Origin of the sequence: Streptomyces sp. NPDC014889 (genome assembly GCF_043081205.1) — a bacterium.
GTDB lineage: Bacteria > Actinomycetota > Actinomycetes > Streptomycetales > Streptomycetaceae > Streptomyces.
Genome location: NZ_JBIBWH010000016.1, coordinates 34,696 through 61,087, shown reverse-complemented (window position 1 = coordinate 61,087; position 26,392 = coordinate 34,696). Strand labels below are relative to the sequence as shown.

General features: G+C 72.3%; 24 protein-coding genes and 2 pseudogenes. 14 read left to right on the top strand and 12 right to left on the bottom strand.

What is annotated here, in order from left to right; all coding sequences use genetic code 11:
* Positions 1–27: 27 nt before the first annotated feature.
* From ACF09J_RS28840 to ACF09J_RS28820, 5 genes are all read right to left on the bottom strand, one after another.
* Positions 28–1,188 carry a homoserine O-acetyltransferase gene (locus ACF09J_RS28840; RefSeq protein WP_392308463.1) on the bottom strand — a complete coding sequence of 387 codons (1,161 nt, stop codon included), beginning with the start codon at positions 1,186–1,188 and terminating at the stop codon, positions 28–30.
* Positions 1,185–2,555: a bifunctional o-acetylhomoserine/o-acetylserine sulfhydrylase gene (locus ACF09J_RS28835; protein ID WP_392308373.1), complete on the bottom strand. Its 1,371-nt coding sequence runs from the start codon at positions 2,553–2,555 to the stop codon at positions 1,185–1,187. Before ACF09J_RS28835 ends, ACF09J_RS28840 begins: the two co-directional genes overlap by 4 nt.
* Before the next feature lie 390 nt (positions 2,556–2,945).
* Complete coding sequence (locus ACF09J_RS28830) at positions 2,946–5,162, bottom strand: NADP-dependent isocitrate dehydrogenase (RefSeq protein ID WP_392308372.1); 2,217 nt, start codon at positions 5,160–5,162, stop codon at positions 2,946–2,948.
* A 99-nt stretch (positions 5,163–5,261) separates the two neighbouring features.
* Positions 5,262–6,026: a crotonase/enoyl-CoA hydratase family protein gene (locus ACF09J_RS28825; RefSeq protein WP_392308371.1), complete on the bottom strand. Its 765-nt coding sequence runs from the start codon at positions 6,024–6,026 to the stop codon at positions 5,262–5,264.
* Between the two features lie 85 nt (positions 6,027–6,111).
* Positions 6,112–7,029 carry a YbhN family protein gene (locus tag ACF09J_RS28820; protein ID WP_392308370.1) on the bottom strand — a complete coding sequence of 306 codons (918 nt, stop codon included), beginning with the start codon at positions 7,027–7,029 and terminating at the stop codon, positions 6,112–6,114.
* Positions 7,030–7,257: 228 nt separating this feature from the next.
* On the opposite strand from ACF09J_RS28820, the gene ACF09J_RS28815 reads away from it, so the two are divergent.
* Positions 7,258–9,186 (top strand): ABC transporter ATP-binding protein, encoded by a 1,929-nt coding sequence (locus ACF09J_RS28815; protein WP_392308462.1) that lies wholly within the window; start codon positions 7,258–7,260, stop codon positions 9,184–9,186.
* A 10-nt stretch (positions 9,187–9,196) separates the two neighbouring features.
* Here ACF09J_RS28815 and ACF09J_RS28810 read toward each other — a convergent pair whose 3' ends face one another.
* Positions 9,197–9,835, bottom strand: coding sequence for a DedA family protein (locus ACF09J_RS28810; protein ID WP_392308461.1), 639 nt, complete (start codon positions 9,833–9,835; stop codon positions 9,197–9,199).
* 100 nt (positions 9,836–9,935) lie between these two features.
* The gene (locus tag ACF09J_RS28805) at positions 9,936–10,103 is read right to left on the bottom strand and encodes a hypothetical protein (protein ID WP_392308469.1); all 168 of its coding nucleotides are present in this window, start codon (positions 10,101–10,103) and stop codon (positions 9,936–9,938) included.
* Between the two features lie 17 nt (positions 10,104–10,120).
* Between ACF09J_RS28805 and ACF09J_RS28800 the strand changes: the two genes are divergently transcribed.
* Both ACF09J_RS28800 and ACF09J_RS28795 read left to right on the top strand, forming a co-directional pair.
* Complete coding sequence (locus tag ACF09J_RS28800) at positions 10,121–10,282, top strand: hypothetical protein (protein WP_392308468.1); 162 nt, start codon at positions 10,121–10,123, stop codon at positions 10,280–10,282.
* Positions 10,279–10,881, top strand: coding sequence for a DUF6585 family protein (locus ACF09J_RS28795; RefSeq protein WP_392308460.1), 603 nt, complete (start codon positions 10,279–10,281; stop codon positions 10,879–10,881). Before ACF09J_RS28800 ends, ACF09J_RS28795 begins: the two co-directional genes overlap by 4 nt.
* A 197-nt stretch (positions 10,882–11,078) precedes the next feature.
* On the opposite strand, the gene ACF09J_RS28790 is transcribed toward ACF09J_RS28795, so the two are convergent.
* Positions 11,079–12,296 (bottom strand): NUDIX domain-containing protein, encoded by a 1,218-nt coding sequence (locus ACF09J_RS28790; RefSeq protein WP_392308369.1) that lies wholly within the window; start codon positions 12,294–12,296, stop codon positions 11,079–11,081.
* Positions 12,297–12,326: 30 nt separating this feature from the next.
* The gene (locus ACF09J_RS28785; RefSeq protein ID WP_392308368.1) at positions 12,327–12,944 is read right to left on the bottom strand and encodes a TetR/AcrR family transcriptional regulator; all 618 of its coding nucleotides are present in this window, start codon (positions 12,942–12,944) and stop codon (positions 12,327–12,329) included.
* Positions 12,945–13,010: 66 nt separating this feature from the next.
* On the opposite strand from ACF09J_RS28785, the gene ACF09J_RS28780 reads away from it, so the two are divergent.
* From ACF09J_RS28780 to ACF09J_RS28770, 3 genes and pseudogenes are all read left to right on the top strand, one after another.
* Complete coding sequence (locus ACF09J_RS28780; protein WP_392308367.1) at positions 13,011–14,345, top strand: alpha/beta hydrolase family protein; 1,335 nt, start codon at positions 13,011–13,013, stop codon at positions 14,343–14,345.
* Between the two features lie 148 nt (positions 14,346–14,493).
* Positions 14,494–15,316: pseudogene (locus tag ACF09J_RS28775) on the top strand (Scr1 family TA system antitoxin-like transcriptional regulator).
* Positions 15,313–15,495: a DUF397 domain-containing protein gene (locus ACF09J_RS28770; protein ID WP_392308366.1), complete on the top strand. Its 183-nt coding sequence runs from the start codon at positions 15,313–15,315 to the stop codon at positions 15,493–15,495. The pseudogene ACF09J_RS28775 and the gene ACF09J_RS28770 overlap by 4 nt, the downstream one beginning before the upstream one ends.
* A 29-nt stretch (positions 15,496–15,524) precedes the next feature.
* On the opposite strand, the gene ACF09J_RS28765 is transcribed toward ACF09J_RS28770, so the two are convergent.
* Positions 15,525–16,295, bottom strand: coding sequence for a maleylpyruvate isomerase N-terminal domain-containing protein (locus tag ACF09J_RS28765; protein WP_392308365.1), 771 nt, complete (start codon positions 16,293–16,295; stop codon positions 15,525–15,527).
* A gap of 151 nt (positions 16,296–16,446) precedes the next feature.
* On the opposite strand from ACF09J_RS28765, the gene ACF09J_RS28760 reads away from it, so the two are divergent.
* The gene (locus tag ACF09J_RS28760) at positions 16,447–17,229 is read left to right on the top strand and encodes an Fpg/Nei family DNA glycosylase (RefSeq protein ID WP_392308459.1); all 783 of its coding nucleotides are present in this window, start codon (positions 16,447–16,449) and stop codon (positions 17,227–17,229) included.
* A 213-nt stretch (positions 17,230–17,442) separates the two neighbouring features.
* Here ACF09J_RS28760 and ACF09J_RS28755 read toward each other — a convergent pair whose 3' ends face one another.
* Positions 17,443–18,363, bottom strand: coding sequence for a cobalamin-binding protein (locus ACF09J_RS28755; RefSeq protein WP_392308364.1), 921 nt, complete (start codon positions 18,361–18,363; stop codon positions 17,443–17,445).
* 160 nt (positions 18,364–18,523) lie between these two features.
* Here ACF09J_RS28755 and ACF09J_RS28750 point away from each other — a divergent pair, with 160 nt between their 5' ends.
* Positions 18,524–19,684, top strand: a complete 1,161-nt coding sequence (locus tag ACF09J_RS28750) for an enoyl-CoA hydratase/isomerase family protein (RefSeq protein ID WP_392308363.1) — start codon at positions 18,524–18,526, stop codon at positions 19,682–19,684.
* Here ACF09J_RS28750 and ACF09J_RS28745 read toward each other — a convergent pair.
* The gene (locus tag ACF09J_RS28745) at positions 19,674–20,333 is read right to left on the bottom strand and encodes an alpha/beta hydrolase (protein ID WP_392308362.1); all 660 of its coding nucleotides are present in this window, start codon (positions 20,331–20,333) and stop codon (positions 19,674–19,676) included. The genes ACF09J_RS28750 and ACF09J_RS28745 overlap by 11 nt on opposite strands.
* Positions 20,334–20,598: 265 nt before the next feature.
* On the opposite strand from ACF09J_RS28745, the gene ACF09J_RS28740 reads away from it, so the two are divergent.
* The 6 genes and pseudogenes from ACF09J_RS28740 to ACF09J_RS28715 form a co-directional block, all read left to right on the top strand.
* On the top strand, positions 20,599–21,834 hold the full coding sequence (locus ACF09J_RS28740) for a substrate-binding domain-containing protein (protein ID WP_392308361.1): 1,236 nt from the start codon (positions 20,599–20,601) through the stop codon (positions 21,832–21,834).
* A gap of 4 nt (positions 21,835–21,838) precedes the next feature.
* A complete protein-coding gene (locus ACF09J_RS28735; RefSeq protein WP_392308360.1) occupies positions 21,839–22,651 on the top strand; it encodes an ABC transporter ATP-binding protein in 813 nt (270 codons plus the stop codon).
* The gene (locus tag ACF09J_RS28730; protein ID WP_392308359.1) at positions 22,648–23,451 is read left to right on the top strand and encodes an ABC transporter ATP-binding protein; all 804 of its coding nucleotides are present in this window, start codon (positions 22,648–22,650) and stop codon (positions 23,449–23,451) included. The genes ACF09J_RS28735 and ACF09J_RS28730 overlap by 4 nt, the downstream gene beginning before the upstream one ends.
* Positions 23,451–24,338, top strand: coding sequence for a branched-chain amino acid ABC transporter permease (locus ACF09J_RS28725; protein WP_392308358.1), 888 nt, complete (start codon positions 23,451–23,453; stop codon positions 24,336–24,338). Before ACF09J_RS28730 ends, ACF09J_RS28725 begins: the two co-directional genes overlap by 1 nt.
* Positions 24,335–25,468: a branched-chain amino acid ABC transporter permease gene (locus ACF09J_RS28720; protein WP_392308357.1), complete on the top strand. Its 1,134-nt coding sequence runs from the start codon at positions 24,335–24,337 to the stop codon at positions 25,466–25,468. Before ACF09J_RS28725 ends, ACF09J_RS28720 begins: the two co-directional genes overlap by 4 nt.
* Positions 25,465–26,388 (top strand): annotated as a pseudogene (locus tag ACF09J_RS28715) (alpha/beta hydrolase); the annotation flags it as partial. The gene ACF09J_RS28720 and the pseudogene ACF09J_RS28715, both read left to right, overlap by 4 nt.
* Positions 26,389–26,392: the final 4 nt, after the last annotated feature.

Sequence of the window (26,392 nt, the reverse complement as noted above, 5' to 3'; positions counted from 1 at the left end):
CCTGCCGCACCCCACTGACAACACGGCTCAGACCGTCCCCAGCAGCTCCCGGACCAGCCGTCCCACCTGCTCCGTCTCGATCAGGAAGCCGTCGTGGCCGTACGGCGACTCGATCACCCGAAGCCGGTCGGCGCCCGGAATGCCGTCGGCCAACTCGGCCTGCTGGGCGAGCGGGTAGAGGCGGTCGGAGTCGACCCCGGCCACCACCGCGGGGGCGGTCACCCGGCGCAGGGCGGCGCGCACGCCGCCCCGGGCCCGGCCTGCGTCGTGAGCGTTCATCGCCTCGGTCAGGACGACGTAGCTGGCCGCGTCGAACCGCCGTACCAGCTTGCCCGCGTGGTGGTCGAGGTAGGACTCCACCTGGTAGCGCCCGCCGTGCCACGGGTGTTCCGTGTCCTGCGCAAGGCGGCCGAAGCGGAGCTGGAGTTCGGGCTCGCTGCGGTAGGTGACATGCGCGAGCCGGCGGGCGAGGCCCAGGCCGGCGTGGGGTCCGAGTCCGGTGTCGTGGTAGTCGCCTCCGCGCCAGTGCGGGTCGCCGCGGATGGCGTGCAACTGGACGTTCGCCCACGCCATCTGCTCCGCGCTCGCCGCCGCCGTCGTGGCGAGCAGCAGCAGGGCGCCCGTGCGCTCCGGGTACGACACCGCCCACTCCAGCGCCCGCATCCCGCCCATCGAGCCGCCGGCCACCAGGGCCCACCTCTCGACGCCCAGCGCGTCCGCCAGGTCCCGTTCGGCCGCCACCTGGTCCCGTGGGGTCACGAACGGGAAGGCCCCGCCCCAGCACCGCTGCCCGCCGGGCCGCGGCGAGGCCGGTCCCGTACTGCCCTGGCAGCCGCCCAGCACGTTCGGCGCCACGACGAACCACCGGTCGGTGTCCAGGGCCCGGCCCGGCCCGACCAGCCCCTCCCACCAGCCGGGCGTGGGATGACCGGGACCGGCCGGCCCGGTGACATGGCTGTCGCCGGTCAGTGCGTGCAGCACCAGCACCGCGTTGGAGGCGTCCGGGGCCAGGCGGCCCCACGTCTCGAACGCCAGCCGCACGCCCGGCAGTTCACCGCCCGCCTCCAGCGGCAGCGGCCCGCGGAGCACATGCCACCGGCGGCGCCCCGGCGGGTCCCCCGCCCGCCAGGCCCCGGAGGCCGGCGGGCGGGGAAGCGCGTTCGCCGGGGAGGCGAGAACGCTGTTCAGGACGCCCCCTTCGCCGCGCGGAAGCCGGCCTCCAGATCGGCCTTCAGGTCGGCGACGCTCTCGATGCCGACCGACAGCCGCACCAGGCCCGGCGAGGCCCCGGTCGCCGCCGACTGCTCCTCGTCGAGCTGGCTGTGCGTGGTGGACGCCGGGTGGATGATCAGGCTCCGTACGTCGCCGATGTTGGCGAGATGGCTGAACAGTTCCACCCCGTCCACGAACCGCTTGCCCGCCTCGACCCCGTCACGCAGCTCGAAGGAGACCACCGCCCCCGCGCCCCGGGGCAGATACCTGCGCCCCGCCTCGTACCAGGGGCTGGAGGGAAGTCCCGCGTAGTGGACCGCCGACACCTCGTCGCGCCCCTCCAGCCACTGGGCGAGGGCCTGCGCGTTGGCGGAGTGCCGCTCGATGCGCAGGCTCAGCGTCTCCACGCCCTGCAGCAGCAGGAACGCCGAGTGCGGGGACAGCGCCGGTCCCAGGTCGCGCAGCAGCTGCACCCGCAGCTTGGCGGCGAACGCGCCGGGCCCGAGCGCCGGCCAGTAACGCAGACCGTGGTAGCTCGGGTCGGGCTCGGTGAAGTCCGGGAAGCGGTCGGCGTGCGCTCCGAAGTCGAAGGTGCCGCCGTCCACCACGACCCCCGCGATCGCGGTGCCGTGCCCGCCGAGGAACTTGGTCGCCGAGTGCACCACGACGTCCGCGCCGTGCTCGATCGGACGCAGCAGGTAGGGCGTCGGCACCGTGTTGTCCACGATCAGCGGCACGCCCGCCGCGTGCGCGACGTCGGCGACCGCCCGGACGTCGAGCACGTTGCCGCGCGGATTGCCCAGCGTCTCCGCGAACAGCGCCTTGGTGTCCGGCCGGATCGCCGCCCGCCAGGCGTCCGGGTCGTCGGGGTCGTCCACGAACGACACCTCGATGCCGAACTTCGGCAGGGTGTGCCGGAACAGGTTGTACGTGCCGCCGTACAGCGACGTACTGGAGACGACGTGGTCGCCGGCGCGCGCCACCGTCAGCAGCGCGAGCGTCTCCGCGGCCTGCCCGGAGGACAGCGCCACCGCGGCGACCCCGCCCTCGAGCGCCGCGATCCGCTGTTCGAAGACGTCCTGGGTGGGGTTGTGGATCCGGGTGTAGATGTTGCCGGGCTCGGCGAGCGAGAACAGATCGGCGGCGTGCCGGGTGTCCCGGAAGACGAACGACGTGGTCTGGTAGATCGGCGTCGCCCGCGCTCCGGTCGCCGGATCGGGCGCGGCCCCGGCGTGGACCTGCTTGGTCTCGAACGACCAGGCGGACGTGTCGGGTCCGGCGGGCGTCTCGTCGGGCGTGTGGCCGGCGGTGACGGCGTCGATGGGCTGCGTGGGGTCGCTCATGGTGCTCCTCGTACGGAGTGCGGTGGCGCGGTGGCCACGGGGGTGCCGCGGGTCCCGGGGCATGCGTGAGCGCGTGCGGAACCGCGGGATGAACGAGATGAGGGGAAACGACGTGGGCCCCGGGGGCCGTGGCGCGACGGCGGTCGGCGGGTACGTCAGCCGGTGAGGCGACAGCCCGTGCTGGTGACACGTCCGTGGTCGACGTGGCGGCGGCTGACGAGCGCGATCATGCGACCAGGTAAACACGCGGGTCCGGCGGCGCACCAGCGCCGGAGCGGGGATGACACGCAGCCGTCACAAAAGGGCTCCGCCCCGGCCCGGCGGACTGCCGGTCGGGGCGGAGCGGTGAGGACTGCCGGGCCCCGGCGAGATACCGGGGCCCGGGTCGGCTCAGAGGCCGGCCAGCGCCTCGTTCCAGGTGGCCGACGGGCGCATGACCTCGGCGGCCCTGGCCGGGTCGGGCTGGTAGTAGCCGCCGATCTCGGCGGGCTTGCCCTGGACGGCGACCAGCTCGTCGACGATCTTCTGCTCGTTGGCGGCGAGGGTCTCGGCGAGCGGCGCGAACGCCGTGGCCAGATCGGCGTCGTCGGTCTGCCGCGCCAGCTCCTGCGCCCAGTACAGGGACAGGTAGAAGTGGCTGCCGCGGTTGTCGATGCCGCCGACGCGACGGGTCGGGGACTTGTCCTCGTCGAGGAAGGTCGCCGTGGCCCGGTCGAGGGTGTCGGCGAGCACCTTGGCGCGGGCGTTGCCGGTGGCCTCGGCGTACTGCTCGAGGGACGGCACCAGGGCGAAGAACTCGCCCAGGGAGTCCCAGCGCAGGTAGTTCTCCTTGACGAGCTGCTGCACGTGCTTCGGCGCGGAGCCGCCGGCGCCCGTCTCGAACAGACCGCCGCCCGCCATCAGCGGGACCACGGAGAGCATCTTGGCGCTGGTGCCCAGCTCCAGGATCGGGAACAGGTCGGTGAGGTAGTCGCGCAGCACGTTGCCGGTGACGGAGATGGTGTTCTCGCCGCGGCGGATGCGCTCCACGGACAGCTTGGTGGCCTCCTCCGGGGACATGATCCGGATGTCCAGGCCCTCGGTGTCGTGCTCCGGCAGGTACTGCTCGACCTTGGCGATCAGGTTGGCGTCGTGGGCGCGGCCCTCGTCCAGCCAGAACACGGCCGGGTCGCCGGTGGCGCGGGCGCGGGTGACGGCCAGCTTCACCCAGTCCTTGATCGGGGCGTCCTTGGTCTGGCAGGCGCGGAAGATGTCACCGGCCGAGACCGTCTGCTCGAGCACGGCGTCGCCGGCCTGGTCGACCAGGCGGACGGTGCCGGTGACCGGGATCTCGAAGGTCTTGTCGTGGCTGCCGTACTCCTCGGCCTTCTGCGCCATCAGGCCCACGTTCGGGACCGAGCCCATGGTCGACGGGTCGTAGGCGCCGTGGGCGCGGCAGTCGTCGATCACGGCCTGGTAGACGCCCGCGTAGCTGGAGTCCGGGATGACCGCGAGGGTGTCGTGCTCCTGGCCGTCCGGGCCCCACATGTGGCCGGAGGTGCGGATCATGGCCGGCATGGAGGCGTCGACGATCACGTCGGAGGGGACGTGCAGGTTGGTGATGCCCTTGTCGGAGTCGACCATCGCCAGCTCCGGGCCCTCGGCGAGCTCGGCGTCGAAGGATGCCTTGATCTCGGCGCCCTCCGGCAGGTTCTCCAGGCCCTTGTAGATGCCGCCCAGACCGTCGTTCGGGGTCAGGCCGGCCGTGGCGAGGACCTCGCCGTACTTCGCGAACGTCTTCGGGAAGAAGGCGCGCACCACGTGACCGAAGACGATGGGGTCGGAGACCTTCATCATCGTGGCCTTCAGGTGCACGGAGAACAGGACGCCCTCCTGCTTGGCGCGGGCGACCTGGGCGGTGAGGAACTCGCGCAGCGCGCCGACGCGCATCACGGAGGCGTCCACGACCTCGCCCTTCAGGACGGGCACGGACTCGCGCAGCACGGTGGTGGAGCCGTCGTCGCCCTTCAGCTCGATGCGCAGCGCGCCGTCCTCGGCGATCACCGCGGACTTCTCGGTGGAGCGGAAGTCGTCGACGCCCATGGTCGCCACGTTGGTCTTGGACTCGGCGGTCCAGGCGCCCATGCGGTGCGGGTGGGTCTTGGCGTAGTTCTTCACCGAGGCGGGGGCGCGACGGTCGGAGTTGCCCTCGCGCAGCACCGGGTTCACCGCGGAGCCCTTGACCTTGTCGTAACGGGCGCGGATGTCGCGCTCCTCGTCGGTCTTCGGGTCGTCCGGGTAGTCCGGCAGCGCGTAGCCCTGGCGCTGGAGCTCGGCGACCGCGGCCTTGAGCTGCGGGATGGAGGCCGAGATGTTCGGCAGCTTGATGATGTTGGCCTCGGGCGTCTTGGCGAGCTCGCCCAGCTCGGTCAGCGCGTCCGGGATCCGCTGGTCCTCGGTGAGGTACTCCGGGAACACGGCGATGATGCGCCCGGCCAGCGAGATGTCACGCGTCTCCACGGCGACACCCGCCTGCGAGGCGTACGCCTGGACCACCGGCAGGAAGGAATACGTCGCCAGGGCCGGGGCCTCGTCAGTGTGTGTGTAGATGATGGTCGAGTCAGTCACCGGGTGCTCCGCTCCACGTCTGCAACATTGCTCGACATCAAGATATCTCGTGACGGCCCCCGACTCGACAGGGGTCCGCCCCGGACCGGGAGGACTGGCTCAGTCCTCCGCGAACGAGCCGTGCCGCCCCGCGCCGGCGGCGAACCGGGCCGCGCCCCGGAGGCCCTCGGCCAGTACGCCCATGCCGTGCCGGAGTTCCCCGCGCAGGGCCGACGGCTCGTCCAGGGACTCCTGCTCCAGGACCGAGGCGCGGTCCGCCCGGAGGCAGGCCTGGGGGAAGCCGGCGAGCCGGGCGGCCAGTGACTCGGCCTCGGCGCGGGCGCGGCCGGTGGGGACGAGGCGGTTCGCCAGGCCCATCCCGTACGCCTCCCGGGCCGGGACCGGCCGTCCCGTGAGGATCATGTCCATGGCACGGCTGGTGCCGATCAGCCGGGGCAGCCGTACCGTGCCGCCGTCGATCAGCGGCACGCCCCAGCGGCGGCAGAACACACCGAACACGGCGTCCTCCTCCGCCACCCGCAGATCGCACCACAGCGCCAGTTCCAGACCGCCCGCCACGGCATGGCCGGCCACCGCCGCGATCACCGGCTTGGACAGCCGCATCCGGGTCGGCCCCATCGGCCCGTCGCCGTCCTCCGTCACCCGGTTGCCCCGGTCGGTCCCGGCCGCCTTCAGGTCCGCGCCCGCGCAGAACGTGCCGCCCTCGCCCCACAGCACGGCCACCCTGGCCCCCTCGTCGGACTCGAACCGGCGGAAGGCGTCGGCGAGTTCGGCGGCCGTCGGCCCGTCCACCGCGTTGCGGGCGCCGGGCCGGGACAGGACGATCGTGGTGACGTACCCCTGGCGCTCGATCCGGACCGGCATGGCGGCGACCTCCTGCTGCGTGCTGGGACGGGCAGGTTACTCCTCGGTACAACCGCGCGGGAGACGGAGGCGCGGCGCAGGGGGGTCAGATGACCTTCAGCCGGACCAGCGCCCCCAGTGTGAGCGCCCCCGGCAGCAGCGGCAGCCAGACCGTGATGATCCGGTAGGCCACCACCACCGCCGTGACGACCGCGGCCGGACCTCCCGCTGCCACCAGCGCCACGACGAGCGCGGCCTCCACCGAGCCGATCCCCCCGGGCGTCGGCACCAGCGCGACCGCGGTGGTGGCCGCCAGATACGCCAGCGCCATGTACACGGACGGCACCGGCAGCGACAGCGCCCGTCCCACCGCGACCAGGGAGACCGCCTGAAGGGCCGGGAAGGCCAGCGAGCCGCCCCACAGCGCGAGCGCCCGCGCCGGACGCGAGTGCACCGACCGCGCCTCGCTCAGCGCCGTGCGCACGAACGCGGCCACCGCGGTGCGCAGCCGCCGTACGCACCACGCCGCCCCGGCCGCGGCGACCAGGACCCCGCCCACGGTGTACAGCAGGGGACCGGCCACGCCCGAGGGCAGCAGGCCGCCGAGCCGCAGCGCGTCCGGGAACGCGAGGAGCAACGCGGCGAGCAGGGCCAGCCGGGCCACGCTCTCCGCGAGCATGTACAGCGCGAGCGCGGCGGAGGACCGGGCCAGGGAGACCCCGCACACCGTCAGGAACCGCAGGTTCACGGCGCTCGCCCCGAGGCCCGTCGGCAGCAGGTGGTTGGCGGCGCCGGCGGCGAACTGGGTGGCGAGCAGCCGCCGTCTCGGCAGCCGCTGGACGACCGCGCCCTGCCGGGTCACGGCCGCCGCGACCCAGGTCAGGCAGGTCGTGCCGACGGCGGCCAGCAGCCACGGCCACTCGGCGGTCCGCAGGTGCGCGAAGCCCTCGGCCAGCACCGACCGGTGCCGTACCGCGGCCACCGCCACCAGCAGCACCGGCAGCAGGCACAGTACCTGGCGCACGGGCAGGCGCCGCGGAAGCCTTCCTGGCCGCAGATCGGGGAGTTCGACTGCTGTCGCATCCGGGGTCACATCCGGAGAGGTTCCCCCTGCCGCGCCAACGCCGGGTGGCGGAACCGGGGACGGCGCCTTACGAGCGGGAAGCGGGTGGGCGGGCGGAGTCGCCGGAGCCTTCGGGGTGCGCACATTGACCTCAACGAAGCTTGAGGTTCTAGGTTCTTCTCCATGAGTATGGAGACCACCGCCTGGACGCAGTTGCACAGCGTCATGACCGCCCAGCAGGAGCGGCGCCCCCTCGCCCGCGCGACGCTGCGCCGTATCGCCGCGTTCGCCCGGCCCCACCGCCGCCGTATCGCGCGGTTCGTCGCCCTCGGGGTGGTGACCGCGCTGCTCGCGGTGGCGACCCCCGTGCTCGCCGGGCGCGTCGTCGACGTGATCGTGTCCCGGGGCGACCAGGGCACGGTCGTACGCCTGGCCCTGCTCATCGCCCTGATCGCGGTGGCCGAGGCGGGGTTCGGCATCCTCGGCAGACGGCTGTCGGCCACGCTCGGCGAGGGACTCATCCTCGATCTGCGCACGGCGGTGTTCGACCATGTGCAGCGCATGCCGGTGGCGTTCTTCACGCGCACGCGTACCGGGGCGCTCGTCTCCCGGCTCAACAACGACGTCATCGGCGCCCAGCGGGCCTTCAGCAACACCCTCTCGGGCGTCGTCAGCAACGTGGTGACGCTGCTGCTGACCCTCGCCGTGATGCTCACCCTGTCCTGGCAGATCACCCTGCTCGCCCTCGTCCTCCTCCCGGTGTTCGTGGTGCCGGCCCGGCGGATGGGCAGCCGGATGGCCCGTATGCAGCGGGAGGCGGCCACGCTGAACGCGGCGATGGGCACCCGGATGACCGAGCGCTTCTCCGCCCCCGGCGCCACCCTGGTCAAGCTCTTCGGCCGCCCGGAGCAGGAGTCGGAGGAGTTCGCGGCCCGCGCAGGCCGGGTGCGGGACATCGGCATCCGCACGGCGACGGCGCAGTCCGCCTTCATCACCGCGCTGACCCTGGTGTCCTCGCTGGCGCTGGCCCTGGTCTACGGCCTCGGCGGGTACTTCGCCCTGCGCGGCACCCTGGAGCCGGGCGCCGTCGTGTCGCTCGCGCTGCTGCTGACCCGCCTGTACGCGCCGCTCACCGCGCTCGCCGGGGCGCGCGTGGAGGTGATGAGCGCTCTGGTCAGCTTCGAGCGGGTCTTCGAGGTGCTCGACCTCAAGCCGCTGATCGAGGAGAAGCCGGACGCCCGTCAGGTGCCCGAGGGACCCCTCGCCGTGGAGTTCGACGGCGTCCGCTTCGGCTACCCGGCCGCCGACAAGGTCTCCCTCGCCTCCCTCGAGGAGGTCGCCGGCCTCGACACCCGCGACGGCGCCGAGGTCCTGCACGGCGTCTCCTTCCGCGCCGAGGCCGGGCAGACCGTCGCCCTCGTCGGCTCCTCCGGCGCCGGCAAGTCCACGATCGCGCAACTGCTGCCGCGCCTGTACGACGTCGACGAGGGCGCCGTGCGCCTCGGCGGCGTCGACGTCCGCGACCTGACCTTCGCGTCCCTGCGGGCCACCCTCGGCATGGTCACCCAGGACGGCCACCTCTTCCACGACTCCGTGCGCGCCAACCTGCTGCTGGCCCGCCCGGCCGCGACCGACGCGGAACTGTGGGACGCCCTGCGCCGGGCCCGCCTCGACGACCTCGTACGCTCCCTGCCCGACGGCCTCGGCACCGTCGTCGGCGAGCGCGGCTACCGGCTGTCCGGCGGCGAACGCCAGCGGATGACCATCGCCCGGCTGCTGCTGGCCCGCCAGCGGGTGGTCATCCTCGACGAGGCCACCGCCCACCTCGACAACACCTCGGAGGCGGCCGTCCAGGAGGCGCTCGCCGAGGCCCTGGAGGGCCGGACCGCGGTGGTGATCGCCCACCGGCTGTCCACGGTGCGGGCCGCCGACCTCATCCTGGTCGTCGAGGGCGGACGGATCGTAGAACGCGGCACCCACGACGAACTCCTCGCAGTCGACGGCAGGTACGCGGAGTTGCACCGCACGCAGTTCGAGCAGCGGGCGGAGGAAGCGCGGGCGGCGGGGGAGGCGCCGGGGGCGCCGGGGATCGCGGTGGCCGGGGAGGCGGTGGCGTAGGCGGCACCGCTCAGTGGGAGGGCGGCTGCCGGTTGTGCCGTGCCCGCCGTGCCTGCACCAGCAGAGGCACCAGGGAGAGAACGACGAGCACGGCGACCATGACCAGGAGGTAGTCGCCGATGCTGGGCACGGACGCCCCCAGACCGTATCCGGCCAGCACCAGGCTCTGGGACCAGAGCACGCCGCCGACGGTCGCCCAGAGCGTGAAGGTCCGCGTGGGCACGCCCAGCGCCCCGGCCGCGGGGTGCAGGACGGTCCGCAGCATCGGGATGAAGCGGCCGATGACCAGCGCCTTACCCTGCCCGTACCGGGCCAGGAGTTCCTGCGCCCGCGCGGCCCGCTCCTTCAGCCGCCGGCTGGAGGAGCGGGCGAGCAGTGTCCGCCCGCCCCGCCGCCCGAGCAGGAACCCCACCTGCCCGCCCGCCACCGCGCCCACGGCGGCGCACACCAGCACCTGCCACAACGCCATCCGCGGCGCCTGGCTGTCGGTCTGCGCGCACAGCACACCGGCCGGGATCAGCAGCGTGTCACCGGGAAGGAAGAAGCCGAACACGATCAGACCCGACTCGGCGAAGGTGACGACCAGGACTCCCAGCGCGCCGAAGGCGGCCAGCACCGAGGCGCTGTCCGTCGGGTTGACGGCGATCACCGTCGTCATCGCCTCATGGCCCTCCTCGCCGCGGCCCGCTGCTCCAATGATGGACGCGGCTCGCCGGATACCGCCCATCGGTGGGCAGTCGAAAAGGCGTTCACCCGGCGGAGACCGGTCCGGGGCCCGCGTGGGCCAGGCTCACCAGACTCAGCAGGGCCCGGCGGAGCATGTCGTCGTCGACGTCGGCGTTGGCGGCGAGAGGCCGTCCGACGTGTACAAGCGTCGGTCCCGGCCGCAGAATGATCGCCGAATCTCTGATCATCACGGCGAGGAGCACAGCTCATGGCAGGACCCACCGCTCAGCAGGACCCGGGGCGGGCAACGGCCCATCACACGGCGCTCCCGGGGACCGAAGGGCTCGGGCAGCTGCGGGAGACGTTCCTGCCGAAGCGCATCAGCACCGTGCGGATAGCCGCCGTTCTGTTCATGGGCGTCATTCCCTGATCCTTCCGCCCCTCGCCGCCTACTTCTTCTGGATCGCCTCCACGGCGCCCAACCTCTCGCGCAAGCAGGCCGCCCGCCGACTGCACCTCTTCGAGCACGGCCTGGCCGAGGTGGGAAGGAACGGCAAGATCTCCGTCTTCCGCTGGGACTCGATGACGGTGTTCCAGGAGATCACCGAGCGCTACGCGAACGGCATCTACGTCGGCACCACCTACGTCTACACGCTCCACCGCGAGGACGGCACGACGCTCAAGGTGACCGACTTCTACGACCAGCCGGAGCGCTGGGGCCCGGCTTTCCAGCACGAGATCATCCAGGCGCAGCTGCCCGGACTGGTCACCGCGCTGGAACAGGGCCGGACCCTGACCTACGGGAGCGTCTCGGTGAACCAGGGCGGTGTGGCCACACCGAAGGGGAGCCTGACCTGGGCGGAGATCGAGAAGATCGAGATCTCCCAGGGAATGCTGGTGCTGCGCAAGCCCGGCAAGAAGCTGCCCTGGTCCCAGGTGCAGGTCAAGAAGATCCCGAACCTCTTCCTCCTCCTCGCCCTCATCGACCAACTCCGCTCGGGCGGCCGCCGGCATCCGTGGCCTGCCTAGGGAAGCCAGAGGTACGTACGCACCTCTGCCCGAGTGGCCGGAAGCCCGTAAGCGGTCAGGTTCTCGCCGAGGTCAAGCTGCTGCTGGGAGCGGGGGAGGCTCGAAGAGCCTCCTCATACGGGGCGAGGAGTTGTTCGGGGGAGGGCTTACCGATGCCCAACAACGATCTTCACGACATCATCCCTGGAGCCGGACGACTACTGGGAGGGGGTGGTGCCGTTCGCCGTCGTGGGCGGTGGTGTTCCGTCCGCGTACGCGGTGAAGTGGGCCGGTGTGTGGTCGATGGGCGGCAGGTCGGGGCGCCAGGATGTGAGGATCTGGGCGCTGCACACGAACAGGCCCTGGGGCAGCCGGTCCAGGGGCCACCAGCGCCAGTCGCCCACGCTCTCGTGCGGCTGGTCGGCGGGTTCGCCCTGCCAGGACGTGACGACGGCGCCGACGGTGACGCGTACGACGTCGTCGACGTGGTCGAGGAGCGTCCCCAGCAGCGTCACGTCCTCGGGGCGGGCGACGAGCCCGGTCTCCTCGGCGAGTTCGCGTACGACGGTGCCGTGGAGGGACTCGCCGGGCTCGACGGTGCCCCCGGGCAGCTCCCAGGTGCCGTGCCGGTGCCGTCCCAGCAGCAGGCCCCGTTCGCCGTACACGATGGCCCCGACGCCGATCGCGGCGTGCGGTACGGGCGGCCGGGCGGTCCGTGGGCGACTGGTCAGGCGGGATGGGCTCGGCGTGCGGTGGCGTCGGGCCCGGACGAGTTGGAGGATCCCGGGGTTGCCGGGCTCCGGTGCGGTGAGGAGTTCGATCCCTTCCACCTCGAAGCCGTACTCGGTCAGGAGTTCTTCCCAGAGTCGCGGAGTGAGCACCCACATCCGGGTGGGGATGGGCTCCCCGTCGCGCAGCCGGATCAACTCCCGCCGTGGCACCGCCTCGTCGGACGGCCCCTGCGCGTCGGCGTCGGTGTGGAGGGCGGAGAAGACGAGCGGGGCGCCGTCGACCAGCCCGTCGCGCAGGGCCGGCAGTACGTGGTGCGGGTCGATGCAGCCGAAGGTACGGATGCCGTAGGCGGCCTCGTACGGTTCCGCGTGACGCAGATGCTCGGCGACGTCACCGCACAGGAACCGGACTCCGGGCTCGGTGCCGTGAGCGTTCAGCGCGCGCTGGTGCTGGGTGGGGGACAGGTCGACGCCGTCCACGAGCGCGCCGCACTCCCGGGCCAGGTGGACGGCGTGGTGACCGGGGCCTGATCCGACGTCGAGGATCCGCTTGCCGCGGATGTCCCCGAGGACCTCGGCTCCGGGGCCCACACCGGGCCAGAACGCCCAGTCGATGCGGTCGGGTACCGGAGGCAGGTAGCCGTGGTCCAACTGGCGTTGACCGTAGATCGTCCAGCTCTGCTCATCTGCGGGGCGTGCCGTCACAGAAGGACTCCAAGTCGGTTCCTGGCACCGTCAGGGAACAAGTTCGGTGCGGCGAAGGCTGCGGAACACCGTGGGCGTGGCCCAGCCGCGCAGGGTGGCGTGAATCGCCGATCGGAACGCGGCCTCCGCCGTGGGAGCGTCGAGGGCTCCGGCGAGTTCGAGCGTCACAAGCCCGTGCAGGGTGACCCACAGTGAGAGCGCGATCGACGTCGCCTCGCCGGCGAGAAGCGAGCCAGTCACGGCGCGGTCGATCGCCGCGACGAGTGGCCGTACGGGGTCATGGGCGCCGACCGCGCCCGACGGATCGAAGGACTGCGCCCCTCCGAACAGCACCGTGTACAGGTGGCTGTGGCCGCGTCCCCAACCCCGGTACGCGCACGCCAGGGCGTAGATGTCGGCAAGGGGGTCCTTGGACGTCGGCACCGCCGACAGGTCCTGGAACAGGCCGCCGACAGCTCTGTCGCGTACCGCTCCGATCAGGCCGTCCTTGCCGCCGAACAGGGAGTACACCGCCGTCGTCGACGTGCCGGCGGCGGCCGCCACGGCGCGGACTGTGACCGATTCGCGCGGGCCCGTGGCCAGCATCTCGGTCGCGCACGCCACGAGCCGCTCCCTGACCGCCTCGTCGTTCGTCCTCGGCCTAGCCATGACGAGAAGCCTACCCGCTCTGATAACGTCGTTTTGAAACAGTGTTCTGAAACCAGGGAGTCTCCCGTGCCCCCATTCGCCATACGCCTTGCACGCTTCGCCGCACGCTTGCTGTCGGCCCTGGCCGCCGTCGCCGCACTGGCAGTCGTCTTTCTCGCCCTGGTCGTCCTCACGAACGGGGCCGCCTCGGGTCTCGCCGCGTGGTCGGCGACCCTGGGCGCCGGTCTTGTCGCCGCGCTGTGGCGGGGTCGCAGCCGAACCGGAGCGGCTCGACTCGTGCCATTCCTGCCGGTGGTCGTCGCGGCGGCGCTCACGGCGTCGGTCTGCGTCCCGACCGTGCCCACGACCCGGCGGTACCCGCCCGCCCTGCCCTTCGTGGCTACACAGCACTGGAGGCTGGACACCGGAAGCAGGGTCGCGGTCTACCACTACCCGTCCGCGGACCCCGGCACCCGGCACCCCGTCCCGCTCGTGTACCTCCACGGCGGGCCAGTCCGCGGCATATCCGTGCTCGATCACCGGTTCCTGCAACTCCTGGCGCGCCGGGGCCACGACGTCTACGCCTACGAACAGGCCGGCGGCGGACGCAGTGACCCGCTCCCCATGGATCAGTACACGATCTCCCGGTCGGTCCGTGACCTCGACGCCTTCGTCCGCCGTCTGGACAAGGGAAAGGTCGACGTTCTCGGCTTCTCGGCCGGCGCGGTCGTGCTCACCCGCGCCCTGGCCGAACCCTCCGTCGCCGCCCGGCTGCATCGGACGGTCATCGCCGAGCCCGGCCCGATGGACGGCCCCACATCGAGGATCAACGGGCACAAGGGACATCCGTCCGCGCGCGACCTCGCACCGAGCGCGACCGGACCGCGATCGACGCACATCCCACGGTACGCCGTGGCGTTCGGCCTCATGCGGCTCGGCCTCCTGACCCCCGACACCGGGCTGATCGGACAGGCCGAGGGCGACAACGCCTTCACCGCCGCCGACCTCGGCAGCGACACCGCTTCCGCCTACTGCGCGCGCGACGCGGACCGCATTCCGTCCGAGGACACGCCACAGAACTTCTCCTTCAGCCCCGCCGCCAGCCTCCGCGTCCAGCGGACGGTGAAGGACTCTCCCTCCATGGCCCCGCGACTGAGGCGCTCGGGAACGCCCGCCATGCTGATGATCGCCGAGTGTTCCTCGCAGGTTCGCCAGTGGGCGACCACCATCCTCGCCGATGACCCCGCCGTCCAGCGCACGCAGTTCATGCCCGGAGTCGGGCATCACATGTGGAACGGCCTGGACGACAACAACGACCGAGCCGCAGCCGTCATCACCGCTTTCCTCCGAGGCGAGCCGGCCCCCCTGCCCAACCATCCCACTCGCGAGGAGATCCCGGCCTTCCTGCACGACCACAAGTGACCCCTCCGGGGTGCGCGCGCCGCCCGGCCGCCCGTACAGGCCGTCGTGTACGGGTTCCAGCCGGACCGGGAGCGTAACCCTTGCTCATGGTTGTGCCGTTGTGCTCGTTGCAAGAGGTGACTCGGGTGTGACCAGGGGGTCTTCAGCCATGGCAGGTGGCAGTGCGCTTGATTCTTCCGGCAGTTTGAAGGCGTTCGGGGCGGCCCTGAAGGTCTTCCGTGAACGGGCCCTGCTGACGCAGGAACAGCTCGCCGAACGGCTCAACTACTCGCATGCCGCGGTCGCTTCGGTGGAGCAGGGCCGGCGGATGCCCCCCCCCGCACTTCGTCGAGCGGGCCGAGGAGGTGCTGGAGGCGTTCGGTGTGCTCCGGGCGATCGCCCAGCACGTGGGACGGCAGCGGGGACTGGCAGTCTGGTTCCGGGAGTGGGCGCAGTTGGAGGAGACGGCGGTCAGCCTGTGCACGTACGAGTGCCGGGTCGTACCGGGACTGCTCCAGACCGAGGCCTACACCCGCGCGGTGATGCTCAACGTGCCGCCCCCGCCCACCGAGGAGCAGCTCCAGGAGCGGATCGCCGCCCGGCTGGCACGACAGGAACTGCTGACGCGCAGGCCGCCGGTCGCGTTCAGTTTCATTGTCGAGGAGTCGGTACTGCTGCGGCACACGGGAGGTGAGCAGGTCACCCGGGAACTGCTCGACCACCTTCTCGTCCGCACCGAACTGTGGAACGTGGAGCTTCAGATCATGCCGCAGCGGCAGCCTTGCCACGCGGGTACGGATGGGCCCATGCGGCTCCTGGAGACCCCGGAACGCCAGTGGTTGGGGTACTCGGAGGGGCAGAAGACCGGACAGTTGGTTTCCGACCGGGAAGCGGCGAGCGTCATGCAGATGCGGTATGCCAAGATGCGCTCGCAGGCCCTGTCCCCAGTGGACTCGGTGGAGTTGTTGCAGCGGATGAGAGGGGCTCTATGAACACCGCCGGTGAACTGGACTGGTTCAAGAGCAGCTACAGCGGATCGGAAGGTGACGACTGCGTGGAAGTCGCACTCGCCCCCGCAGCTGTGCACGTACGCGACTCCAAGCAGAGTGACGGTCCGCGGTTCGAGGTCGCCCCCTCGGCGTGGGCCGAATTCCTCGGACTCGTGGTGTAGTTCGGCGAGTCAGCCGGAAGAGCCGTCGCTCAGTAGCCGCCCAGCAGGGTCCGCAGCCCGCGCAGCGCCTCCGGGCCGGCGGTGCTGTGCCAGCGGGTGGGGTCGGCGGGGCGGCGGCCCCACAGGAGGAGGACGCGGGTGGCCGCGTCGCTCTCGATCGTGGCCGGGCCCTCGGGGGCGGCGAACCGGATCGTGCTGCCCTCGGCGTCCGCGGTCACCACGATGTCGTCCGTGCCCGGAGTGCGCAGGCGGCCCTCGACCCGCCCCTCGGGGCCCAGGTCCAGACCGGTGTGGCCCCGGACCAGCAGGGGCCGGCCGACCGACACCACGCTGTGCTCGGTCATCCACGGCGCGTTGAGGGACTCCACGGCCGTCCGGTCGTCGCCGGTCAGGTCCCAGCGGTGGAGGATCAGTTCCTCCCGCATGTGTTCCGCGAAGAAGGGGACCTTCACGGAGCGGCCGGTCCACATCACTTCCGTGTCCGGGGACAGGTCCTGCGCCGCGGCCGCGGCGACCTCGGTGAGCTGTTCACAGTTGGTCATGAACGCCGCCCAGAGCTCGGCGTCCGGCATCCGCCGGTAGGGAGCCTCGCGCGCGAAGCTCCTGGTCTCCACCGGTGTGCCCGCGAGGAACGCGCGCAGCACCCGGGCCAGTTCCTCGGCGTTCCCCGCCTGGTGGATCAGGATGTCGCGTACTGTCCACGCCTCGCACCACGTACCGTCGTCGGGCCTTCGGCCCTGTACGGCGTGGACAAAGGGTGCCAGCTCGGGCAGCGTGTCGTCGACCTGGGACGGGATCACGTGCCATGGGTATCCCGGTCGAGCCGTCGGCCAAACCAGGAGGCGTCCGATCGGGGGCGCCGGGCCCGGGCGCGTGGGGTTGCCCTCCTCGGGTACCCGTCGTCGCGTGCGGCGGCCCGACGGCCGTATGACGGAGAACCGGGGCGAACGCATGCCCGAACTGCCGGATGTCGAGGGATTCCGCGAGGTGCTGATGACCTGCGGCCGGCAGCGGTGTGTCACGGACGTCGAGGTGCGGGACACCGGGGTGCTGCGGGGTGTCGGCGCGCGGCGGCTGCGGAGGGAGCTGAAGGGGAGGCGGCTGGGGGAGGCGTGGCGGCACGGCAAGTGGCTGTTCGTGCCGGTGGGCGACGGCGGTCCCGTACTGGTCTGGCACTTCGGTATGACGGGATCGCTGCGGTGCTGTGCCCCGGACGAGCCCCTCGCACGGCACGACCGTATCGTGCTGACGCTCGACGGCTCCCGGCATCTGCGCTATCGCGACCAACGCAAACTCCAGGGCGTGCAGTTGGTCGACGACGCGCAGCTCGCGCGGATCACGGACGGTCTGGGTCCGGACGCGCTGACCGTGCCCGGACCGGAGTTCCGGGAGCTGCTGTCGGGACGGCGGCGTGCCGTCAAGAGCGCGCTGATGGACCAGTCCGTGATCGCGGGTCTGGGGAACCTCCTGTGCGACGAGATCCTCTGGCGGGCCCGCGTGGCACCGCGGGCTCCGGCGCGGGACCTGAGCGAGACCGCGCTCCGGCGGGTCCATGCGGAGATGGGCCGGGTCCTGGAGTCGTCCGTACGTGCCGGATGCGTGCCGCCGAAGCGCTCGTGGCTCACCGGGCACCGGGACGACCGTGAGCCGGTGTGCCCTCGCTGCGGATGGCCTCTGTGCTCGAACCGGGTCGGCGGACGCCGCACGGTCTGGTGCCCGCGGTGCCAGGGATGAGCGGAACGCCACTGCCCCGTGCGGGGTGGGAAGGCGGGGCGAGCGAAGACCCGGGAGCCAGGGGACTCACGCGGTCGGGTGGCCCTCCTGCCGGAGATCCTCGACCTGTACACCGTCACCCCGCCGCGACGCGCCACGGACTCCTGAGGCCCGAGCGTGCCACGACGCCCGCACACGCGAGAAGGCCGCACATGCCACAGGAGCGTCCCCTCGTCACCGGCCGGGGAACGGGCGGGCCTCCGCCGGTGTGACCGTCTCGCCGGCCCGCACGCCGTGCAGGACCTGGGCGAGTACCTCCGCCCCGCGTACCACCCGGGGCCCCGGCCGGTTGAAGTAGGACGGTCCGTCCAGGACCCAGACGCGACCGGACCGTACGGCGGGCAGATCCGTCCAGCCGGGCAGCCCGCTGAGCAACTCGGCCTCCCGCAGGGTGCGTTCAGGCGGGAAGCCGCACGGGAGGACGAGGACCACGTCCGGCTGGGCGGCGCGTACCGCCTCCCAGGTCATCGGCTTGGTGTGCTCGCCGGGGGCGGCGAGGAGCGGCTTGCCCCCGGCGATGGTGACCTGCTCGGGCACCCAGTGCCCGGCGGGCCAGAGCGGGTCGAGCCACTCGATCGCCACGACGCAGGGCCGTCCGAGGCCGGCGACCGCGCCGCGTACCCGGTCGAGGCGGTCCCGCAGCTCGGCCCGGCGCCGCCGCGCGCGCTCAGGCACGCCGAGCAGGTCGCCGACGGTGACCAGGCAGTCCAGTACGTCGTCGAGCGTGCGCGGCTCCAGGCTGAGGACCCGGGTGCCGGCGTCGAGCAGTCGTACGGTCCGGCTGACCTTCTCGTACGACACCGCGCACACGTCGCACAGGTCCTGCGTGAGCACCACGTCGGGGCGCAGGGCGGCCAGGGCCTCGGTGTCCAGCGTGTACAGCGACGAACCGGAGTGTGCCGACCCGCCGACGGCGTCGGAGATCTCCCGGCTGGTGAACGCCTCCTGGTCCAGGTCCGCCGCGGTCACCACGGGCACCGAGGCGACCTCGCGCGGCGGCCAGTCGCACTCGTGGGTGCGGCCGGCCAACTGCTCCGACAGGCCGAGTTCGGCGACGATGTCGGTCGCGGCGGGCAGGAGGGAGACGATGCGCATACCTCGACTGTAGGAGACTTCAGGGCCCGTCCGACTACGACTACCTCAGCGCGTAGGGCATTGAGAAGATCGTGCGTGACCTGTGCGCCCACCAGATCCTGGAAGGAACCGACGAGATCATGCACGTCATCGTGGCCCGCGGCCTGACGGAGGCGTTCGGATGACCGCCACCGAGGAACCCGTCCTGTTCCACACCGACGGACAGGCCGCCCACATCACCCTCAACCGGCCCAAGGCCCTCAACGCCCTCACCCACGAGATGGTGCGCCGCGTCGACGAGGCGCTGACGGCCTGGGAACACGACCCGGCCGTGGAGACCGTCGTCATCAGCGGCGCGGGGGAGCGCGGCCTGTGCGCCGGCGGTGACATCCGCGCCATCCACGGCGACGCCCGCGACGGGGACGGAACCGCCTCGGCCGCCTTCTGGCGCGACGAGTACCGCCTCAACGCCCGTATCGCCCGGTATCCGAAGCCGTACGTCGCCGTCATGGACGGCATCGTGATGGGCGGCGGCGTCGGCGTCTCCGCGCACGGCAGCGTCCGTGTCGTCACCGAGCGCTCGCGGATCGCGATGCCGGAGACGGGCATCGGCTTCGTGCCCGACGTCGGCGGCACCTACCTGCTCGGCCTGGCACCCGGTGAGCTGGGCACCCACCTCGCGCTGACCGGCGCGCAGATCGGCGCGGGCGACGCCTTGCTGTGCGGTCTCGCCGACCACTGCATACCGTCCGGAGCGCTCGGCGCCTTCGTCGACGACCTTGCCCGCATGCCCGTACGGGACGCCCTCGCGTCTCATGTACGGACGCCGCCGCAGGGGGAACTGGCGCAGCGCCGGGAGTGGATCGACTCCTGCTACGCCGCCGGGACCGTCGAGGACATCGTGAGCCGGCTGCTGGACCAGGGCGAGCCCGCCGCCAAGGAGACGGCCGAAACCCTGCTCACCAGGTCACCGACCGCCGTGAAGGCCACCCTGGCCGCCGTGCGTCGCGCCCGCCGTCTCGGATCGCTGGAGGCGGTCCTGGACCAGGAGTACCGCGTGTCCTGCGCCGCCCTGAGCAGCCCCGATCTGGTGGAGGGCATCCGCGCCCAGGTCATCGACAAGGACCGCCGTCCGCGCTGGTCTCCAGGGACCCTCGCCGAGGTGACGGACGCCGACGTGAGCCGCTACTTCGCCCCGCTCGGCGACCGTGAACTGGGCCTCGCCGACCCCGGCGGCACCGCTTGGGCGGCCGGTACCGTCACGTTCGTCGGACGCGGGCACATGAGCGCCTCGCCGGTGGCCCGTCGGCCTCGCCGTCAGGCAGGGGGAATCACGTCGTAGCCGCGAGTTCGATCAGATGCCGGGCCGTGCCCGCGGGGTCGACGAGCTGATGGAGGTGCGCGCCGGGCAGGTGGGCCACACGCCAGCCGCGTTCGCGTGCCTCGCTGGCGAGTTCGTCGTAGGGAGGGCCGAACAGCAAGTAGGCGCAGGGATGGTCGTCCCAGCCGTCGGGGACCGGGATGTGCTGCTCGTAGTAGGACAACGGCAGGGTGGGCTGCTCCTCGACGACGGTCCGCCGCATCTCCGGGTCGGGGAACATGGGTGCGACGTCTGCTTCGTCCCACCAGTCGGTCCAGCGCGGCAGCCGGCCGTCCACCGCCATCGGGCGGAGGAACTCCAGCAACTCGGGTGGGGCGACCGGGGTTTGCCCGACGCGGGCCGGCAGCGCTGCGTCGACGAAGACGGAACCGGTCACCGGATGGTCCAGGCCCGAGCGGATCGCAGGCAGGAACAACCCCGCGTTGCTGTGGGCCACCAACACGACGGGACGGCTGGGCGGGACCTGCCGAAGGCCGTCGCGGACGGCACCGACCGTGCGGGGCCAGAAGGGCGGACCTCCGGTGCCGACGTCCAGCAGGGACGGCACGCGCACCTGATGTCCGGCCGCTGTCAGATGTTCGGCCACCGGGTGCCAGGTCGAGGGACCCACGGACGGACTGTGCACGAGAACGAAGACCGGCTGCATGCCACGATCCTGTCGGCCACGGCGTGGGAGGCGCCACCGTCTTGGCCGACAGCAGAAGCCCGTACACGATCCGGTTCCGGGAGGCCCCTTTGCCTGGACCGGCGGTCACAGACTATGTGTGCCGGTGCCATGACTTGGCCCAAAAGAGCGGTGCTTGGCAACATGCCGCCCGTCGTGCGGCGCTCCTAGGGTTCCGGCAACCACGACACACCGTCAGGAGCCGATCGTCATGCCTTCCAGCCTCACGGACACCTTCAGAAACAGATCCGTTCGCGCGCTCACCCTGCTCGCCCTCGGCGCGCTGATCGCGGGCTGCTCCTCGGCGGGCACCGCAGGCACCGAGTCCGCCGGCTCCGACGACAAGTCCGCCCCCGTGAAGGTGGGGCTGGTCTACTCCCGCAGCGGACTCCTGGCCGCCTACGGCAAGCAGTACGAGGAGGGCTTCAAGGCAGGCCTGGCCTACGCCACGCACGGCACGAACAAGGCCGGCGGCCACCCGATCGAGGTCACCGAACAGGACGACGCCGGCGACCCGGCCAAGGCCGTCGCCGCGGCCAAGACCCTCGTCGGCAAGGGCCACAAGATCCTCGTCGGCACCACCGACTCCGGTGTGGCACTGCAGATGGCGCCGCTGGCCGCGCAGAACAAGGTGCTGTACGTCAGCGGTCCCGCCGCCACCGACGCGGTCACCGGCGTCAACACCTACACCTTCCGCTCGGGCCGGCAGTCGTACCAGGACATCCTCGCCGCCGGAACCCTGCTCGGCGACGCCAAGGGCAAGAAGGTCACCGTGCTCGCCCAGAACTCCGCGTTCGGACAGGCCAACGTGGCCGCGGTGAAGGCGGTCCTCGGCAAGAAGGGCGCGCACGTCGGCTCCGTGCTGGCCCCGCCGAGCGCCACCGACCTCACGCCCTTCGCCCGCCAGACCAGAGCCGGCAAGCCGGATCTGGTGTTCGTCGCCTGGGCGGGCGCCACCGCGCCCGCCCTGTGGACCGCACTGGACCAGCAGGGCGTGCTGGACGCCGGCAAGGTCGTCACCGGCCTCGCGGGCACCGCCTCGTACCCGATCTTCGGCGCGGCAGGTTCCAAGGTCTCCTTCCTCGCCCACTACTTCCCGGGCGCCGGGGGCGGCAACCCGGTGGAGAAGGCCATGCTCGACGGCATCACCAAGGCCGGGGGCACCCCCGACCTGTTCAGCACCGACGGCTTCACCGCCGCCCAGATGGTCGTGCACGCGATCGAGTCCGGCAGCGCCACCGACACCTCCGCCATGGTCAAGGCCCTGGAAGGCTGGAGCTTCGACGGGCCCAAGGGCAAGGTGCAGATCCGCGCGGTGGACCACGCCCTGCTGCAGCCGATGTTCACGGCCCGGCTCAAGGGCGGCGGCAGCACCGCCAGGCCCGAGCTGATCGACAGCATCCCGATGACAGCGGTCGCGCCACCGGCCACGAAGACGGCGGGCTGAGAACATGCCTTCCTCGAACACGACGTCCGCGGGCGCCTCGGGGCCTGCGGACGCCGGGGAGGCCCGCACCTCCCGGGGGCCCGTCCTCCGGCTGCGTGACGTCGGCTGGACGATCGGCGGCGCGACCATCGTCGACTCCGTCTCCTTCGACGTCCACGAAGGCGAGTTCCTGGCCTTCATCGGCCCCAACGGCGCCGGTAAGACCTCCCTGTTCAACCTGGTCAGCGGGCTCAACCCGGTCTCCCGGGGCACGATCGAACTCGACGGCCGCGACGTCACCACGCAGGCCGCCCACGCACGGGCCCGGCGCGGCCTCGGCCGCACCTTCCAGACCTCCAGCCTGTGGCACGGCATGACGGTCGCCGACCATGTGCGGCTCGCGGCCCAGGCCGCCGACGGCGGCTCCTACCGGGTCTGGCGCCGTGCCGACACCTACCCCGAGCGGGTCGACCGGGTGCTGGCGCGCACCCAGCTCGCGCACCGCGCCGACACCTGCGCCGAGTCCCTCTCGCACGGTGAGAAGCGAAAGCTCGAGCTCGCCGTCCTGCTCGTCGGCGAGCCCCGGCTGATGCTGCTGGACGAGCCGATGGCGGGCGTGAGCGCCGAGGAGGTGCCCGCGCTGACCGAACTCATCCGGTCGCTGCACAAGGAGGAGGGACGCACCGTGCTCATGGTCGAGCACCACATGGACGTGCTGCTGGGCCTGGCCGACCGGCTGGCCGTGATGCACCACGGCACCCTGCTGGCGCTGGACACGCCGCAGGCCGTGATGGCGGACCCCACCGTCCAGCAGGCCTACCTCGGGGAGGCACTGTGACCCCCGCCCCGCCCTCCCTGCTGACCGTGCGCGACCTGCGCGTCGTGATCGGGGGCAGGCACATCCTGCACGGCGTCGACCTGGAGGTGGCCTCCTCCGGCACCACTGCCCTGCTGGGCCGCAACGGAGCCGGCAAGACGACCACCGTACGCGGCATCCTCGGCCTCGTTCCGCGCACCGGCAGCGTGCTGCTGGGCGACGAGGAGACGGTGCGCCTGGCCACCCACGTCCTGGTGCGCCGGGGGATCGGCTACGCCCCCGAGGACCGCGGCGTCTTCGCCGCCCTCACCGTGGCCGAGAACCTGCGCCTGGCCGAGCGGCCCGGCGCCGGTGAACCGGCCTACGACCTTGTGTACGAGCTCTTCCCGGAACTGAGACGACGCGCCCGGCAGGCCGCCGGCACCCTGTCCGGCGGTCAGCAGCAGATGGTCGCCATCGCCAGGACCCTGCTCAACGGGAACCGGCTGATCATCGCCGACGAACCCACCAAGGGCCTGGCGCCCAAGGTGGTCACCGAAGTCGCCCAGGTGCTGGAGCGCGCCGCCGAGGCGGTGCCGGTGCTGCTCGTGGAGCAGAACCTCGCCCTGGTGCGCCGCCTCGCCCGCCACTGCGTCGTCCTCGCCGACGGGCGCACCGCGCACCGGGGCCCCGCCGCCGACCTGCTCGCCGACGCCGAGGCGGCCCGCCGGCTGCTCGGCGTCGGCAGCGCCGGACACGGCAGCACGGGAACGGCGCCCGCCGACCCGTCCGTTCGCACCGCGGCGCGCCTCGCCGCCAGGCCCGCGGAGGCAGACGCCTGATGTCCACCGTCGTACTGCTCGCCTTCACCGGGCTCGGTCTGGGAGCTCTGTACTTCCTGGTAGCGTCCGGCCTGTCGCTGATCTTCGGGCTGATGGACGTGCTCAACTTCGCACACGGCGCCCTGCTGTCCGTGGGCGCCTACGGCACCTGGTGGGCCGCCTCCGGCCACCTGCCCGGTGCCGGACCCGGAGGGGCCGGGTTCGCCCTGGCCGTCGTCTTCGGCACCGCGGTGGGTACCGTCGCCGCCGTACTGCTCGAACTCGCCGTGATCCGCCCGCTCTACACCCGACCCCGCGAGCAGATCCTCGCGACGGTGGGCGTGGGCCTGGCCGTCCCCGCCCTGCTGTCCGCGATATGGGGGTCCGACGCCCGGCCCTTCCCCGGGCCGAAGGCGCTGTCCGGCACCTTCGGCCTGCTGGGCGCCGAAGTGCCGCTCAACCGCCTGGTTCTGATCGGCGCCGCCCTGGTGGTGCTGACCGCGCTCAAGCTGTTCCTCGGCCGCACCCGGCACGGACTGGTCGTCCGCGCGGGGGTGGAGGACCGTGCGATGGTCACCGCGCTCGGCATCGACGTGCGCAAGGCGTTCACCCTGGTCTTCGCCATCGGCGGCGCGGCAGCGGCCCTCGGCGGCGCCCTCGGCGGCCTCTACTTCGGCTCCGTGGACCCCGAACAGGGCACCTCCCTGCTCATCTTCGCCTTCGTGGTCGTCGTGGCGGGCGGCATGGGCTCGCTCACCGGCGCCGCGCTGGCCTCGGTGGCGGTGGGCCTCGTCCAGCAGTTCGCCAATTACTACACCACCGCCGGACTCGGCGACCTCGCCGTCGTCGTCCTGCTCGCCGCCCTGCTGCTCGTCCGGCCGCGGGGGCTCACCGGGAGGCTCGCATGACCACCGCCACCCAGCCGCGCGGCCGGGCCCGCACGGCGGACCACCCCGTCGCCACCCGGTCCGAGAGACTGCGGCGCGTCACCCGCTGGTGGCCTGCTCTCCTGCTGGTGGTGCTCCTCACCGTGCCCTTCAGCGCGCTGCCGCTGCCGGGTCTGCTCGACGGCCCGATCGGCGGGCCCGGCAACCTGCAACTGCTCGCCCTGTGCCTGCTCTTCGGGGGCCTGGCCACCGGCTACGACCTGCTGCTCGGCCGCACGGGGCTGCTGTCCTTCGGACACGCGCTGTACTTCGCCGCGGGCACCTACGTCACCAACACCGTGATGCTGGAGGCGGGCCTGCCGCTCGCCGTGTCCGCGCTGCTCGGCCTGCTCTCGGGAGTGGCGCTGTCCGCCCTGCTGGGCGCGGTCAGCCTCCGCGTCAGCGGCATCGGGTTCTCCATGGTGACCCTGGCCTTCGCGCAGGCCGCGTCGATCCTCGTGCAGCGCGATCCCGGAGGCGTCACCGGCGGCGAGGAGGGCAGGGCCGCGCCCGTGGACAAGCTGCCCGCCCCGCTGGTCGGCATCGAGCACACCGCCAACCTGTACTGGATCGCCCTGGCCTACCTCGTGGTGGTGCTGGCCGTCGTGCAGTGGTCGGTTCGCTCACCCATCGGCAGGGTCTGGGAGGGCATCAAGGGGAACGAGCGCCGGGTGGAAGTGCTGGGGCTGCGCCCGTACGGTTTCAAGCTGGCCGCCTTCGTCCTGGCCGGCACCCTGGCCGCGCTCGGCGGCATCGTGTACCTGCTGCTGACGGGCGGTGCCACCCCGCAGACGACCACCTCCGACTTCACCCTGTCCCTGCTGGTGATGGTGGTGCTGGGTGGTTCCGGCACCCGGTGGGGCCCCATGGTCGGCGGCATTCTCTACACCTGGGCCGACCACAGGCTCGGCGACCTGGCCGGCTCGGGCGCGGTCGCCGGTCTGCCCTCCGTGGTCCGTGTGCCGCTCTCGCAGCCGCTGTTCCTGCTCGGCGCGCTGTTCGTCGCGGTGATATACCTGCTTCCCGGCGGCGTGGCACGGCTCCCGGCGCGGCTGCGCGCCGCCCGTACGCCCCGCGCCGCCGCGGACCGCGAGGAGGTTCTCCCGTCATGAGTCGCACTCCGCGGAACGACGCGACGGCCCGTCAGGAGGGGGCCGCTCCTGCGCGCGAGGAGCTTCGCGTCCCCGTGGCCGGCGGGCAGCTGGCCGTGTCGCGCTGGCCGGCCGACGCCCCGGACGCGCCGGTGGTACTGGCGCTCCACGGCATCACGGCCAACGGGCTGAGCTGGGCGCGCGTCGCCCACCACCTGGCCGGCCGGGTCACCCTGGTGGCGCCCGACCTGCGCGGCCGGGGCCGCAGCGGGCACCTGTCCGGCCCGTACGGCATCGCGGCCCACGCCGACGACATGGCCGCTGTGGTGGACGCGCTGGGCGTGGGGCGGGTGGTGCTGACCGGTCACTCCATGGGCGCCTTCACCGCTGCCCTGACCGCCGTGCGCCACCCGTACCTGCTGACGGCCCTGCTGCTGGTGGACGGCGGCGTGGGCTTCCCCGTCCCCACCGGCCTCGACCCCGACGAGCTGATCACCGCGGTGATCGGCCCGGCCATGCGGCGGCTGTCGATGACGTTCCCGGACCGGGACGCCTACCGTGCGTTCTGGCAGCGGCATCCCGCCTTCGCCGACCACTGGTCGCCGTGGGTGGACGCCTACATCCAGCGCGATCTCGTGGGTGAGGAACCCGAACTGCGTTCCTCCTGCAGTCTGGAGGCTGTCCGCACCGACGGCGTGGACCAGCTCGGTGAGCAGGTGTCGGGTGCGGTGCACCGGCTGCCCGGTCCGGCCGTGCTGCTGTGGGCGGAACGCGGTCTGATGGACGAGCCGCAGGGCCTGTACGACGAACAGCGGCTCGCCTCCGCCGGCCTCGACCCCGGCCTGGTGCGCACGCGGCTCGTACCCGGCACCAACCACTACACGGTCCTCGTCGGCGACGAGGGCGCCCGGGTCGTGGCACGGCACCTGCTGGCCGCGGCGGCGT

What these genes read in the sequence shown, in the direction of transcription:
- ACF09J_RS28835 (WP_392308373.1), bottom strand. Translation starts at nt 2,555, where the DNA reads ATGAGCGACCCCACGCAGCCCATCGACGCCGTCACCGCCGGCCACACG.
- ACF09J_RS28770 (WP_392308366.1), top strand. Translation starts at nt 15,313, where the DNA reads ATGAACACCGCCGGTGAACTGGACTGGTTCAAGAGCAGCTACAGCGGA.
- ACF09J_RS28760 (WP_392308459.1), top strand. Translation starts at nt 16,447, where the DNA reads ATGCCCGAACTGCCGGATGTCGAGGGATTCCGCGAGGTGCTGATGACC.
- ACF09J_RS28750 (WP_392308363.1), top strand. Translation starts at nt 18,524, where the DNA reads ATGACCGCCACCGAGGAACCCGTCCTGTTCCACACCGACGGACAGGCC.
- ACF09J_RS28800 (WP_392308468.1), top strand. Translation starts at nt 10,121, where the DNA reads ATGGCAGGACCCACCGCTCAGCAGGACCCGGGGCGGGCAACGGCCCAT.
- ACF09J_RS28735 (WP_392308360.1), top strand. Translation starts at nt 21,839, where the DNA reads ATGCCTTCCTCGAACACGACGTCCGCGGGCGCCTCGGGGCCTGCGGAC.
- ACF09J_RS28815 (WP_392308462.1), top strand. Translation starts at nt 7,258, where the DNA reads ATGGAGACCACCGCCTGGACGCAGTTGCACAGCGTCATGACCGCCCAG.
- ACF09J_RS28755 (WP_392308364.1), bottom strand. Translation starts at nt 18,363, where the DNA reads ATGCGCATCGTCTCCCTCCTGCCCGCCGCGACCGACATCGTCGCCGAA.
- ACF09J_RS28725 (WP_392308358.1), top strand. Translation starts at nt 23,451, where the DNA reads ATGTCCACCGTCGTACTGCTCGCCTTCACCGGGCTCGGTCTGGGAGCT.
- ACF09J_RS28740 (WP_392308361.1), top strand. Translation starts at nt 20,599, where the DNA reads ATGCCTTCCAGCCTCACGGACACCTTCAGAAACAGATCCGTTCGCGCG.
- ACF09J_RS28720 (WP_392308357.1), top strand. Translation starts at nt 24,335, where the DNA reads ATGACCACCGCCACCCAGCCGCGCGGCCGGGCCCGCACGGCGGACCAC.
- ACF09J_RS28825 (WP_392308371.1), bottom strand. Translation starts at nt 6,026, where the DNA reads ATGCCGGTCCGGATCGAGCGCCAGGGGTACGTCACCACGATCGTCCTG.
- ACF09J_RS28785 (WP_392308368.1), bottom strand. Translation starts at nt 12,944, where the DNA reads ATGGCTAGGCCGAGGACGAACGACGAGGCGGTCAGGGAGCGGCTCGTG.